Below are 13,204 nucleotides of genomic sequence, written 5' to 3' on the forward strand. Positions count from 1 at the left end.
GTCCTTTTCGTATTTTTTAATACCTAAAGAATTGCTTTAGGCAATGTATAATCTAAAAAGTATATACTAATCAAGCAAAATATGTAACTAAAAAGATTACGGTTAAATAATCTGTAATTCAATTTTAAAAAATCCTAAAGTACTTTCAGAGTTTTTTTATACAACAACTTTTTCACTATTTTGTATTCTCATATTTTATATCCTATTTATAAAATAAACGAATACTATATCTATGAATTTATCCTATTGGGAAAAAAAGAGTTGGCTTACTAATGTAGATTTTACAATAATTGGTAGTGGTATTGTAGGACTTAATTGTGCTTTACAATTAAAAGAACGTTTTCCTAAAGCTAATATTTTAATACTAGAAAAAGGGATGCTTCCTCAAGGCGCAAGTACAAAAAACGCAGGATTTGCATGCTTTGGAAGCTTAAGCGAATTAATAGACGACCTCAATAATCATAGTGAAGAAGACGTTTTAGAATTAGTAAAAAAACGAGTTAATGGACTTCAACTATTGAGGCAGACATTAGGAGATAAGATTATAGACTATAAAACATTAGGAGGTTATGAGTTGTTCTTAAAAGAAGATAATGCTTTTTATGACAGTTGTTTATCTAAGCTAAATACTATCAACACCCTTTTAAAGCCTATTTTTAACGATACTGTTTTCTCTCTAAAAGAGAATAGTTTCCTATTTAAAAATATAAAGAGCAAATACGCTTTTAATAAGTTTGAAGGACAAATTGATACTGGAAAAATGATGGAGGCTTTATTACTAAAAGTACAATCTAAAGGTGTTAAAATTCTAAATAACTGTACCGTTGAATCCTTTACTGAAGAGACTAATACTGTAAAGTTAAAAACAAACAATTTTGAACTCACAACTACAAAACTTTTAATTGCTACCAATGGCTTTACTTCTCAATTATTAGAAGAATCTGTAAAACCAGCTAGAGCTCAAGTTTTAATTACAAAGCCAATTAAAAACCTACATATTAAAGGGACTTTCCATTTAGATAGGGGTTATTATTATTTTAGAAATATAGACAATAGAATACTATTTGGAGGTGGAAGACATTTAGATTTTAAGACAGAAGAAACTACAACATTGGAACAAACAGATTTAATACAAAACAAATTAGAATCACTTTTAAAGAACACTATTTTGCCCAATACTCCTTTTGAAATAGACCACAAATGGAGCGGAATAATGGGTGTTGGCGAGCAAAAAAAGGCTCTAGTAAAACAAGTATCTAACTCAATATATTGCGGTGTTCGCTTAGGAGGCATGGGAGTAGCTATTGGTAGTTTGGTTGGGAAAGAATTAGCCGATTTGATATAATGAAAAAGTTATTTCGTTTCTTTGTTAAACTCTTCTTTTGGCTAGTTGTTTTTTCTTTTACTATTGTATTACTCTTTAAATGGGTTCCTGTTCCTACAACTCCTTTAATGATTATTCAAAAAACTGAGAATACTAAAATAAAACAAAAGCACAGTTGGGTTCCTTTAAAATCAATTTCAAAACAACTACAATTAGCTGTTATTTGTAGTGAAGATCAGTTTTTTTTAAAACATAATGGTTTCGATTTAAAAGCTATAGAAAAGGCCTACGAAAACAATAAGAAAGGAAAACGTATTAAAGGGGCTAGTACCATAAGTCAACAAACTGCTAAAAATGTATTTTTATGGCCAGAACGTAGTTGGCTACGTAAAGGTTTAGAAACTTACTTTACTTTTTTAATAGAATTAACTTGGTCTAAAGAGCGCATTTTAGAAGTTTACCTTAACAGTATAGAAATGGGAAATGGCATTTTTGGAGCAGAAGCTGCAGCGCAATATTGGTTTAAAAAGCCAGCAGCCAAACTAACACAATACGAAGCAGCGGCCATTGCTGCTATTTTACCTAAACCAAAACATTACAAAGCAACACCTGCAACTAATTATATTCAGAACCGGAAACAGTGGATTGTAAAACAAATGCAGTACTTTGGAGCATTAAAATTTGATAAGAAAAAATGAATCAGCTTTCAATAAAAGAAGCGCTTTATAAACAATGTTTAGCCTTTGTAGATAACCGATTATTAACGGTAAAAAATACAATGCAAGAAATACAACAATCACTTTTATCTGAAACAAAAAGTAGTGCAGGAGATAAACATGAAACGGGTCGTGCTATGCTACAATTAGAGCGTGAAAAAGTAGGTAATCAATTAGCAGAAATAATTAAAATTAAAGAAAACTTATCAAGAATAAGTATTGAGAACCCTTCTGATAAAATTCATTTAGGAAGTGTTGTATACACATCAAAAGCTAATTATTATATAGCTATAAGTGCAGGTGTTGTTAAGGTAGACAATACCGAATTTTATGCTATTTCACCTATAACTCCTATTGCGAAATTATTGCTTGGAAAAACTATTAATGATACCATATCCTTTAGAACCCAATCTTTTACAATAACCGCTATTCATTAAACAATAAAACTATAAACTGTGCTATTAAATATCCTTTTTAAAATTATATCTTTTACTAAAAATCTTTTTTTTATTAAACGTTTTGTTGCGCTAGCTATTCTCATTTTCGCCATTTATGAGTTTAGCGGAGATGTATTATTTGCTTCAAAAGCTAGAGTGTTAGAGCCTATAAAAGCAGAGAACTTATTACAGACAACAGATTTAGATAAATATATACTGCTTTCAGATTACAAAATAGATAACAACTATCCTTTTGCAGTTAAAAAGGTTTTCAAAAAAGATAAAATAAGTCACTTTTATTTGCCTCTAGTTAGCAAAAATAACCCCCAAAAAATTATTGCTCTAATTAATGATAACAGTACTAAAGATAGTAGTGTATTAAAAACTAACTTATATAACTCAAAAATTAATCTGTCACAAAACTACTTTAAAAAAGACATAGCGTCTAAATTATTAAATGGTGAACGTGAATTTTATGAAGCTAATGGGTTTAGCTTTTCTGATTCGTTTTTACAATTAGAAATAGATACTCCTCCAACGTCATCTACAAACTATTTAATGTTTATTTGTATCGCTAGCATAATAGTATTAATTATACTACTATCTTTCATTCCTAGAAGTCTTTTAAACAAGTGGTTTAACCAGTATACAGGCATAGATTATAGCTTTGGCAACAAGGCTATAAAAAAGATTGTAAAGTTAGTTATTCAGAAAAAATACGATACCGCTTTAAACAGATTAAGCCTACTATCTACAGATGAACAAACACAAGCTATTGATGCTTTAGCGTTAATGCTTAACGATAAGCATATAAACCAATGGAATACAATAGATGGCAGATCTCCTTTATTTCAAGTTGTTAAAGGTAATCGATTACTATATGATGCTTGGGAAGCTCGTGGTTACGCCTATGCAGATGAGACAAGTATGGAAAGTGCTTTAGGTTTTCATGAATTATTAAACCAAGCTAATACGACTTTAAATCAGGTACAAGGGCCTTTAAAAGTCGAAGCTAATAATTTATTAATTCGAGCCAACAAAGGTTTAAGTGAAAAAACTGCCGCTAAGAATGCTTTCTTGTATTGTATTTCTGCTAAACCAGATCATACGATGGCTTACCTAGGTTATTTAGATGTTATTCTCCCTAAATGGCTAGGCGATGAAGATGAAGTAAATACATTTATTAAAGAGTATGAAAATAAGTCTCTGTTTATAGAAAGTATCTTAAAAGCTAAATGGCTTATTGAACAAGTTAATTATAATGAACAAAATAAGGATTATACAGAACAAATAACGGCTTATTTCAATACATACGAACCTCAAATTAAGGCTTTAAAAACTAACAGCCCACATAAGTATATTTTATATAACTACTTATACTTTTTAGCAGATGAGATCAATAATAAAAAATTAGCTAGACGCTATGAGAAGAAAGTAAAAGACTATTTGTCTCCAACTATTTATACCCCTTTAAGGTCTGCAAAAGAGATTAAAGAAAAGTTAGGATAAGTTAGTTACTATTAACAACATATACATTGTTTATAGTTTGCTCTATAAGATACCCTGCTATATTACACCATGTCTCAGCGCGATCTAATATCCAAGCATCTGAGGTTACTATAACAGAAGCACTCTCGGCTAAGTATTTATCGGGGTTATTTTCTAAAATAATGTTCCAATTATATTGTTCTTGCTCTGCTAATTCTCGTAATCTGGTTTTAAGCCTTCCACTATTAGATACTGGTTTATCTAATACCCAAAGAACACTATTAACCTCAGCTTGCTTTAATACAGAACCTATTAATAATAAGGCTTGCTCTGTTTGCTGTACACGTTTATAAGTACCGTATACACCAGATAAATCGCGATAACAATTATCTAATCCTTTAAAAATATAAGCTTGAGACAAAGCACTCTCTAATATAATAATCAAATTAAAACCATCTATAATTATATCTTGTCCTTTTAAAGTATTTAAAGTAACGCAAGTAGATTGACGTTTTTTTATTTGTTGTTTAGAAGCACTCATGCCTTGTACAGCTTGTTGCTGTCGCGCATTAAGGCGATATTTATTACCAACTAGCTGTATTGACGATTTTTGAGCATATCCTCTAGATAGTAAGTAACACATATCTGTAATGGCTTCTTTAATTTTGTCTTGCATTTTTGGTGTTCCAAAAAGCAAATCGTCTCTTCCCTCCTTGCCTCTATTTTTAAGATTACTCATGACAACTATTATCTTTTATTGAAAAGGAAAGTAAATGAGGGTCGAACTCACATCTCCTGCGTGACAGGCAGGTGTTTTTCCAATTAAACTATTACTTTCTTCAATGTGTTGGAGTAGGCAAGACTCGAACTTGCACCCTCCTGCTTGATAGGCAGGCATTCTTCCTTTGAACTACTACTCCATGTATATTATTATTAGGAAAGCACAATGGATTTGAACCAATATTTCAACATGTGGTGGCTGACGATTTCCAGTTATCTTAGTGCTTTCTTTTTGGGGAATGAGCAAGACTCGAACTTGCATCTACAGTTTTGCAGACTGTCGTTTTCCATATTTTAACCACCATTCCCATTTTATCATTTAAAAAGTAAAGCGCGTGTGAGATTTGAACTCACGGGCACTGTATCTGAGTAACTTGTACTCTTCTAACTGAGCTAACGCGCTTTACAATATTTTACCAAGGGTTTATTTCATAATTCTTTAATAAAGTTCCAACTAATATAGTATTTCCATTTATAGCTTCAATAATAGGGTGTATTATTCTTGCTGCTCCATCTACAGAATCTAAAGGTGGTATATAGCCTTCTTCAAACTGTTTTTTACGTAATACTTCTTTTGCTCCAGTAGAAATCCAACCTACATCTACTGCATACATATAAATAGCGTCTTTTTCGTAATCTGCTCCAGATGTTTTTGTTAGCATATTTAATGCTGCTTTTGTCATATTAGTATGCGGGTGAAAAATTGTTTTTTTACTATAACTAAAAATACCTTCTGAAGAGGTTACATTTATTATAAAACGCTTATTAAAACTTGAGTTTTTAAATAACGGTGTAAATTCTTTAATCATAAAATAAGGGGATATTTGATTGATTAAATTAACCTCTAACAACTCATACATAGATACTTCTTCTAATGTAGAGTTCCAACTTGTTTTGGTTCTTACATCTATTGGTTGCCCAAATCTATTCATCTCGAAATGATTATTTTGAGACGTATTAGCTAATAGTTTTACGTCTTCAATTACAGACGTTTCATTAGGTATTAAGCATTTTTCGTTTGTATACTGTAAAACTAATTGTTTCTCTTTCTCTACTATTGGCAAATAATAATTATCATCGTACTTTATGGTTTGCGCTGCATTATTTATTAAAATATCTAGTGTATTGTATTTAGACTTATAATACACTATAAAACGTTCTACGGCTTTTAAATTTCTTAAGTCTAATCCATAAATAGTAAGTTTATGTTTCCATAAATTATAATCGGTCTCTTTTTTAAAGTTGTCTAATGCCGATGCAGGAAAACGAGTAGTCAACATAACATTAGCTTCTGCTCTTAATAGCTTTAAGGCTGTTGCATATCCTACTTTTACACGCCCTCCTGTTAATATTACGTTTCTATTTTTTAAATCTAAAGTTTTAAAACGTTGCTCGTAATTGGCTTCTGCGCAGCTAGGACACAATCGGTTATAAAAAAAATGTAACTTATTAAACTTTACATTACAACAATAACAGCCTTTAGCTTTGTTTAACGTTTTATAACTACCTCCATTTTTCTTATCATCATCGGCATAAAGCGTTATGTTTTCTAATGCATTTTTAGAAATCATAGTATTTTTAACAGCCTTTATATCCTCAGCTTTTGGGGTGTCAAAAATTTCTTTAGGGTCATTTGCTTTTAGATTTCTATGTACTCTGTATAATTCTTTAGATTTACTCTTTTTTGCTGTTTTATATATTTTAGTTATTAACCCAGATAATAATGGGTTGTCTGGATTTTGAAACGGATCTTTTTTAAGTTCGGTTAAAACCTTTATACAATGCTCCCATTCTTCTTGAGTGAAATTATATGATTTAAATGTATTCATTTTTAATATTATAAAAAGGGTTCTAAAAAACCTATTAATGTCTTGTCTTTAATACTCCAGCGCATGCCGTGTCCAGTTGCTACTCTAATTTCGTATACTAATTCGTGTTTGTAATGGTAAAATACATTCCACCACGTATGTTTGTCTATTAGTGTATTAATTAATACTCTTGCTTTTTCTTCTTTTTCTTCGGGCTTACCTTGTATTTCACCCCAAAAGGAATCTTCGGTTCTATCTATATGTTTTTCCCAAGCTCTTACCGCTACACTTATATGTTTATTATAGGGTTTGAAACAACTAGCTAATACTTCTTCTCTTAATAATGGTAACCCTTGTATTGTTTGCACAGTTGCAGAGGTTATGCGTTGTCCCATTAGTAATAAAACATCTTTAAATGCTATTGTTTCTATTGTTTTTGCTATTGCTTTTTGAGTTATAGCATTTGAATTATAATCATGCTCTTGTATTTGTTTTAATGAAGGTATGAATCTTGAAAAGGTATCATGTAGTAATGGTGTTACTTCTTCATTAAAATGAGGATGTGGCAATGTTTCTAATACACCTTCAACATGGCATTTAACAAGGTTTATTGCCAACTTTTCCAAATATTCTTTTTGAAAGAATGGACTATGTATAGCTAACCAATCTAGAGAGTAGTGAGGTTCTGAATCTATTAATATTTGTGTTAAAAGTATTGTTTTAATATTATGCATTAACCCAGTATTTATTATAAACAAAGTAATCATTAATTAATTACAGCACAAATATTACATTCTATTACGCATTCTTTTTGCGTAATAATTATTTTTATTTAAATACAGCCGAAAATTATACTATATTAAAGTTCTTTTCGACTGTACTCAATAACAAATATTACTTCTATTATCTGTATAGAAAAATTTGCTTGACCATATTCGCTGCTTCTTTATTAAGCATTTTAGTCATTCGTTTTTGACTTTCTTTTTCTATAACTTCCCATTGCGACTCGTAATCTTTTTTAAAATCTACAAGTGCATCTTGTGCAAATAGCCCGATTGTTTTCCCCATTTGTTTTAATGAAAATTCTCCTAGTTTGCTTTGCACATTCATTAATCTATTTTCACTTACATAACTTAAAAGGTAATTAACAGTTTCTTTTTCTAATTCTGAAAATACTTTTACTTCTCTAGCAACTTTATTTTTTGAATGTGAGCGTTCGGACCATTTTTCATTTTTATTTTTAAAAATAACACGTTGTCCATTTCTAAAATGCTTACTTACTCGAGGTTTAATAATTACACCTTCACAAATATTACCTTTAATCTCTGGTAGCTTTAACCATGTTGGAATTTTAGACTGAAAAATATTAGGGTAGTCTAAACATTTTTGTAACGTGCCTTGAAATAGCGTTTTTGCATAAAATAATTCTACTGCTTCAAAATATGTATTGGCTATAGGTACATCTAGGTATTTTATTTGATTAATACAGATATCAAACGCATAAAAGTCGTTTTCTGGACTGTAAAACACACCTTTTTGTACTCTTACCATTCCTTTTATTTTTTCAACATCTGGATGCTCATAACTACCTCCATACAATTCCCCGAAAATGGTAACTATTTCTGTTTCTGGGTAATCTATTTTTACCAATCCAAATAATGTTTTTATAGCTTCGGAATACGTGTCTAATACATGCTCGTAATTACTAAAATTTTCTCCTTCTACAATTAAACCACTTCGTTTTGCTACTTGTATTGTTTTACCATTAGTAATAAAAGAAAAGTTGGCTCCATGTACTTTTTCTTGTACCACATAGGTTTCTTTATCATATCCATGTAGGTAGATTTGCTCTATTTCTTTTTCACGGTACGTGTTTTCTATAGTATTGTATTTTTTAAACATGATTTCTAATTTTTATTAATTACTAATTTACTTTCAGGGTGACTTCGGGGCTCGAACCCTGTTCTCTTCATTCACAGTGAAGTACTTTACCAAATAAGCTAAAGCCATCATATTGTTTTATTAATTCATTATTAAATTTTGATGACCTGATAGGATTAGCTCGCTTCTTTTTATTATTTTAAAGTTGTACTCGTGAATACTTCGTGTTTAGAACCAAGACTGAACGGGGCATAAACCAGAACTTCGTTCGGTACCTTCGAAAAAACAATTGTTTTTTCTTACCAATCTCTTGCAATTGGGCTAGTGGATTATAGTACAGAAAGAGAGATTCGAACTCTCAAAATCTTGACTCTAAATCAAGCGCGTATGCCAGTTCCGCCATTTCTGCATTTTGTAGTTTTTATAAAATCTATTTCATAAAAAAAGCACCTCTTTGGGGAGGTGCTACGTTTAAAACGTTATATATTATTTTAATTATATATACTCATCCTCCCATTGTTTCAAAAATAATTGTACATCCTTACTTAACTGCCCTGTAATTCTAAACAGATCATGACTACTATTAAGTTTTTGATTATGTCTTATTAAATGTTTCATTATTTTTAATTTATTATTGTTTTTTCAACGATGCAAAGATGTATTTGTTTTTTTAATTACGCAAGAAAAAAACTATTTAATATATTGATTATTAGTTATTTATATTTAAAAATAGATACTACAATTCCTGTCCGCTTTACGCAGGGATTTAACATTTTTCACAATAGACTGTCTCTCAATTGTTTCTTGTTTTAATTATTCTATTCTACTGTTTTTAAATACTTGACATGTTTTCAAAAAAATTTTCATAAAAAAAGCGTCCAATTTTAATTGGACGCTTATATATTATAGTTATTTAAGGTTTTTATTACATTTTATTCCTTCTAAAAATTATACAGCATCCTGTTTCGTCCCTTAAATCTTGAACAAAAGTATAGAGTCCAGCTCCTTTTATATTAATACTATGTAATTTTTGTATTGTCATTTTATTTTATACCATTTATTTGGTGTTACAAATATGCTATTATTATTTTAATTGCAACTCTTTTTCCTTATAAAATTGTTCTCTTAAACCTACTAATAAGGCATTTACAGTTTCTAAGCTTGGATATTCTTGTAAGGTTGAAGTATTGTAAATAGTCTCTAATTCTACCTTCATTGCTTCTGCTTTGCTTACTAATGTATCATATTCGAAATCTGCTTTTTTAATAGATAACAGAAAATCACGATCATTTCGTTTTACATTAATCGTTTTTGTTTCTCCTATCTCTTTTGCCATATGCAATTGCCTAAATGTATGCATCATGTTCTTAGCATCGTAGTTTTTACTGTGTGAGATATTATTTTTATATCGTTCCTCATTTCTATTGTTAACCCAGGCCCAATAGTCTTTATATTTTTTACAATAGCTAGAATACCCTTCTACATTAAAATATAATAAGGCTATAGGTTTCTCTGCTTTAGGTACAGAACTTAAACATACTTCATTTGCTTGTTCTCTAGATATTCCATTATAACGTATGGATAGGCTATAAAAAATATTATAACAATTTTTCATATGTGGTATTTTAACCAACCCGCATTTTGAAGCTTCTAATTGATTATCCTTTAAAAACTCTTTTAAAGAAATTGATTGTTTTTCTGTTCTTACATAGCAAAAGTCTTCAATAGTTTTTCGTTCTTTTTCTACGGGGTTTACAATTTTTTTATTTAACCCTCTTGCTTTCTTTATTTGCGTAAATGCATAATTAGCAAAACTATTTTTACATAGTTTAGATAAAAAAACACTTTGTTTAATTTCATCATATATAGGGTGTTTGTATAAAATACATGCTTCTGGCATATTCAATAACTCTAAAATATTAGGATTATTCTTTGCTAGTAATTCTATAAACTTTCGTAGCTCATAATAAGCAATATCATTTGTTTCATTATTAATTTGCCCTATATAATCTAAGCTATAAAATTGTGCTTTTGGCAATATAAAAACACCTCTAATATCTGTATCTGATGTTTCTGTTTCTAGTCCATAAGCACGACTACCGCCAATGCATTCAAAAATAATATGCCCAGACGTTTTAAGTTCTTCTAATGTCAATTACTTAAGGTATTTAAGAAATAAATTATTAAAATCTTCTGGATTGTACTGGCAATTAATTAGTTTTTTTCCTTTTTCGTCATTATCTAAAATAGTGTATTTTAAAAAGATAAAAAGTCTTTGGTTTTGCTTTACCTGAAAGGCTTCACTGTATTGCGATTTCAATTCTATTAAAGCTTCTATTTCTTTTATAGTATTATTATCTATTAAATCTAGTAATTCTGAAAACAAAACTGGCGGAGCGGTTTTACGCTTTACAATCCACATTGCAGATAATGCTGCTCGTAATGCATAGAAAAAACTTTTTAAGCTTACATTTTCTCGAGATACTTTTTCTAAGAAACTTTTGCTCATACTATGGTAGTGATAAAACCCTGCTATTGGATTAAAACTATGTTCTGCCAATGTTTGCATATCTTTTAAAAAAGCATCATTTGCACGATAAACTATAGGAGAAAAGAGCCATTCTATAATTGAAGCATTAGACTTAGTCATTAACTTTATGGCTTTTTTTAAGTCCCAGCCTGCTCCATCAAGGTTATCTTCTGTAGTAAATTCTATAGTATCTTTACCTTCCCATAAATTTAAATACCAATCTTTAGGATGTCTGTAAACAAAACGTACATCGTAGTCGGAATCTGGTGAAGCAAAACCCCAGGCTCTACTTCCAGATTCTATTGCGAATAGTATTTCTATGTTTTTTTCTTTCTCTATTTCCGAAAGTTTTTCTATAATTTTAGTTTTCATCATTTGGGGACTGACTATGATTAAAAAAGATTTGCCTTCTTATTAAATTGTAATTTCACACTACAATGAAGGAATAATCTTAGGCTAAAAGTAACAAAGAAAACAACAATTTACAACTCTATTAATTAACTAGGGTAAAAACCTTCTGTTATTATTCTTTATTTTTTATACACCAATATAAAATTTTAGCAATATTATTTGCATCATCAACACCTCTATGGTGAGTGCCTTTTAAAGGAATATTTAAAATGCCTAAAGCACCTTTCATTCCTACTTTACCTCTTAATGCTTTAACTTCAGAAAATAATGTTTTTACGTTTATATGATTTTGAGATAAAGGATAATCTATATTACGAACTTTACACTGTTGTTTCATAACATTTAAATCGTATGCTCCGTAACTTGCCCATATGTAATGATGCGCTTGATAATTTTCTCTTAATTGAGTGCAAGCTTCACTAAACGTAACTCCTTCTTTATCTAATAATGTTTGTGTTATCGTTGTTAATTCTGTACAAAACGGACTCACTTCTGAGCGTTCTGGTTTTATTAATATACCCTCGTTTTTAGTAATGTCTCCTGTTTCTGTATTTAATATACAGATTCCTATTTCTATAATTTCGCTAACTTGCCCTTTAGGGACTTTCCCGTTCCAACAGGTAGCTTCTAAGTCTATGACTATTATATATTTATTGTAATTCATTTGTTTTTATTTTGATGAGTTTCTAATATGTTATGTGCAATAGATATTCTACTAGCATAGGCCTTGTCTTTTTCTTTAAAAAACTCATTTTCTAATTTATCTAACATTGTTTGACTTGAAAAAAAGTTAAAAAGTCTATCATCTACCTTATAATAATGACTGTTTAATGTAGCTTCTACTATGCTATCGATTAACTTTTTTGAATTGGTATTTGCCAGTATTTTACATAGCTTATTAAAATTTGTATACTTTAAATTTAATTCGATATAATCTTCTATTGTATCTAAATTATTATTTAAAACATCTATTAATAATTCTTGAAAATAGGCTTCAATGGCTTCAATTTCATCTATATTCCAATTTTTCCATTCGCTATAGTTTAATTTTTCGAAGGTTGAAAAATCGCCTAACACATAACAATTAGGGTCTTGCATTAACTCTAAAATTCTAGGCAAAAAATGTTTAAAATCTTCTACATAGCCAAAAGTTGAGATCGCTGAACGAAAAAAAGGACCTATTTCATTATAACTTAATTCTTTTAAAGGCTTAGATAGCAACAATCTTATTTCTTCATTAGTGACACAACAATCGCAAGCTCGTTCTCTTAAACCTTCTTTAACAACATAGGATTTAAAAACACTATATAGGTTTTCAGTCGTTCTCGTTAATATAGAAGTCATTTCTATTTAAATTATTAATTGATTGGTTAAGCAATGAAAGAAATTATTTCTTTTATAATGATGCTTAAATGAATTATAATGCTCTTTAGAAATTACATTATCATCTTGAATTTTAGCTAGTCTTGGATAACTTTTATTACTACTACTTTTAATTAAGTATTCTATTAAAGCATTTTGAGCTCTTTGGCTGTTTATTTTTATGCACTCAACTTCTTTATAATTGTTTTCAAAATATTCTAAAAAATCATAGTTATTATATTCAGCATAAATAAAGTAGAGTTTTCCATTATTAATCTTAATTAATTCCTTTAACTTTTTGTTAGATTTAATTCTATCAAGTTCCGATGGACTTGCAACAAAAAACTGGACAAAAAGAAGAGAGATTATGCTGCTAATTTTTGATTGTTCATTTCTGTTTCAAATTCTTCAATAGATTTTAAGCCTAAAGCCGTGTGTAATCTTTTTCTATTATACCAAGTTTCAAT

12 protein-coding genes and 6 tRNA genes are annotated in these 13,204 nt (G+C 29.6%); 4 read left to right on the plus strand and 14 right to left on the minus strand.

Translation table 11 applies throughout. From position 1 onward, the window contains the following. Positions 1–232: 232 nt before the first annotated feature. The 4 genes from ACVC08_RS04570 to ACVC08_RS04585 are packed head-to-tail and all read left to right on the plus strand — an operon-like array spanning position 233 to position 3,986. Positions 233–1,345, plus strand: a complete 1,113-nt coding sequence (locus ACVC08_RS04570) for an NAD(P)/FAD-dependent oxidoreductase (RefSeq protein WP_452601158.1) — start codon at positions 233–235, stop codon at positions 1,343–1,345. Then, positions 1,345–2,022 carry a monofunctional biosynthetic peptidoglycan transglycosylase gene (mtgA, locus tag ACVC08_RS04575; protein WP_452601159.1) on the plus strand — a complete coding sequence of 226 codons (678 nt, stop codon included), beginning with the start codon at positions 1,345–1,347 and terminating at the stop codon, positions 2,020–2,022. Before ACVC08_RS04570 ends, mtgA begins: the two co-directional genes overlap by 1 nt. Then, positions 2,019–2,477, plus strand: a complete 459-nt coding sequence (locus tag ACVC08_RS04580) for a 3-oxoacyl-ACP synthase (RefSeq protein ID WP_452601160.1) — start codon at positions 2,019–2,021, stop codon at positions 2,475–2,477. The genes mtgA and ACVC08_RS04580 overlap by 4 nt, the downstream gene beginning before the upstream one ends. 18 nt (positions 2,478–2,495) lie before the next feature. After that, positions 2,496–3,986 carry a hypothetical protein gene (locus ACVC08_RS04585; protein ID WP_452601161.1) on the plus strand — a complete coding sequence of 497 codons (1,491 nt, stop codon included), beginning with the start codon at positions 2,496–2,498 and terminating at the stop codon, positions 3,984–3,986. Between the two features lies 1 nt (position 3,987). On the opposite strand, the gene ACVC08_RS04590 is transcribed toward ACVC08_RS04585, so the two are convergent. From ACVC08_RS04590 to ACVC08_RS04655, 14 genes are all read right to left on the minus strand, one after another. Next, a complete protein-coding gene (locus tag ACVC08_RS04590; protein ID WP_452601162.1) occupies positions 3,988–4,704 on the minus strand; it encodes a DUF434 domain-containing protein in 717 nt (238 codons plus the stop codon). Positions 4,705–4,730: 26 nt separating this feature from the next. Further along, positions 4,731–4,802 (minus strand) — tRNA-Asp (locus tag ACVC08_RS04595). Between the two features lie 11 nt (positions 4,803–4,813). Continuing rightward, positions 4,814–4,885 (minus strand) — tRNA-Asp (locus ACVC08_RS04600). Positions 4,886–4,980: 95 nt separating this feature from the next. Continuing rightward, positions 4,981–5,053 (minus strand) — tRNA-Cys (locus ACVC08_RS04605). 21 nt (positions 5,054–5,074) lie between these two features. Beyond that, positions 5,075–5,148: transfer RNA gene (locus ACVC08_RS04610), tRNA-OTHER, on the minus strand. Positions 5,149–5,158: 10 nt separating this feature from the next. After that, the gene (locus ACVC08_RS04615) at positions 5,159–6,574 is read right to left on the minus strand and encodes an SDR family oxidoreductase (protein ID WP_452601163.1); all 1,416 of its coding nucleotides are present in this window, start codon (positions 6,572–6,574) and stop codon (positions 5,159–5,161) included. Positions 6,575–6,582: 8 nt separating this feature from the next. Beyond that, positions 6,583–7,287: a hypothetical protein gene (locus ACVC08_RS04620; protein ID WP_452601164.1), complete on the minus strand. Its 705-nt coding sequence runs from the start codon at positions 7,285–7,287 to the stop codon at positions 6,583–6,585. 169 nt (positions 7,288–7,456) lie between these two features. Further along, positions 7,457–8,455: an RNA ligase, Rnl2 family gene (locus ACVC08_RS04625; RefSeq protein ID WP_452601165.1), complete on the minus strand. Its 999-nt coding sequence runs from the start codon at positions 8,453–8,455 to the stop codon at positions 7,457–7,459. 40 nt (positions 8,456–8,495) lie between these two features. Continuing rightward, positions 8,496–8,563 (minus strand) — tRNA-His (locus tag ACVC08_RS04630). Between the two features lie 206 nt (positions 8,564–8,769). Then, a tRNA-Leu gene (locus ACVC08_RS04635) sits at positions 8,770–8,843 on the minus strand. A gap of 675 nt (positions 8,844–9,518) precedes the next feature. Beyond that, positions 9,519–10,589: a nucleotidyltransferase domain-containing protein gene (locus ACVC08_RS04640; RefSeq protein WP_452601166.1), complete on the minus strand. Its 1,071-nt coding sequence runs from the start codon at positions 10,587–10,589 to the stop codon at positions 9,519–9,521. Continuing rightward, on the minus strand, positions 10,590–11,339 hold the full coding sequence (locus ACVC08_RS04645; RefSeq protein ID WP_452601167.1) for a nucleotidyltransferase domain-containing protein: 750 nt from the start codon (positions 11,337–11,339) through the stop codon (positions 10,590–10,592). It abuts the gene before it with no gap. A 148-nt stretch (positions 11,340–11,487) separates the two neighbouring features. Further along, positions 11,488–12,039, minus strand: coding sequence for an exonuclease domain-containing protein (locus ACVC08_RS04650; protein WP_452601168.1), 552 nt, complete (start codon positions 12,037–12,039; stop codon positions 11,488–11,490). After that, a complete protein-coding gene (locus tag ACVC08_RS04655) occupies positions 12,036–12,719 on the minus strand; it encodes a hypothetical protein (RefSeq protein WP_452601169.1) in 684 nt (227 codons plus the stop codon). The genes ACVC08_RS04650 and ACVC08_RS04655 overlap by 4 nt, the downstream gene beginning before the upstream one ends. Positions 12,720–13,204: the final 485 nt, after the last annotated feature.

The sequence above is a fragment of the Pontimicrobium sp. MEBiC06410 genome, from assembly GCF_053601615.1.

Bases quoted from the DNA above. Each gene is read 5' to 3' on its own strand.
- mtgA (WP_452601159.1), top strand. From the start codon at position 1,345: ATGAAAAAGTTATTTCGTTTCTTTGTTAAACTCTTCTTTTGGCTAGTT.
- ACVC08_RS04570 (WP_452601158.1), top strand. From the start codon at position 233: ATGAATTTATCCTATTGGGAAAAAAAGAGTTGGCTTACTAATGTAGAT.
- ACVC08_RS04590 (WP_452601162.1), bottom strand. From the start codon at position 4,704: ATGAGTAATCTTAAAAATAGAGGCAAGGAGGGAAGAGACGATTTGCTT.
- ACVC08_RS04650 (WP_452601168.1), bottom strand. From the start codon at position 12,039: ATGAATTACAATAAATATATAATAGTCATAGACTTAGAAGCTACCTGT.
- ACVC08_RS04620 (WP_452601164.1), bottom strand. From the start codon at position 7,287: ATGCATAATATTAAAACAATACTTTTAACACAAATATTAATAGATTCA.
- ACVC08_RS04645 (WP_452601167.1), bottom strand. From the start codon at position 11,339: ATGATGAAAACTAAAATTATAGAAAAACTTTCGGAAATAGAGAAAGAA.
- ACVC08_RS04615 (WP_452601163.1), bottom strand. From the start codon at position 6,574: ATGAATACATTTAAATCATATAATTTCACTCAAGAAGAATGGGAGCAT.
- ACVC08_RS04625 (WP_452601165.1), bottom strand. From the start codon at position 8,455: ATGTTTAAAAAATACAATACTATAGAAAACACGTACCGTGAAAAAGAA.
- ACVC08_RS04655 (WP_452601169.1), bottom strand. From the start codon at position 12,719: ATGACTTCTATATTAACGAGAACGACTGAAAACCTATATAGTGTTTTT.
- ACVC08_RS04580 (WP_452601160.1), top strand. From the start codon at position 2,019: ATGAATCAGCTTTCAATAAAAGAAGCGCTTTATAAACAATGTTTAGCC.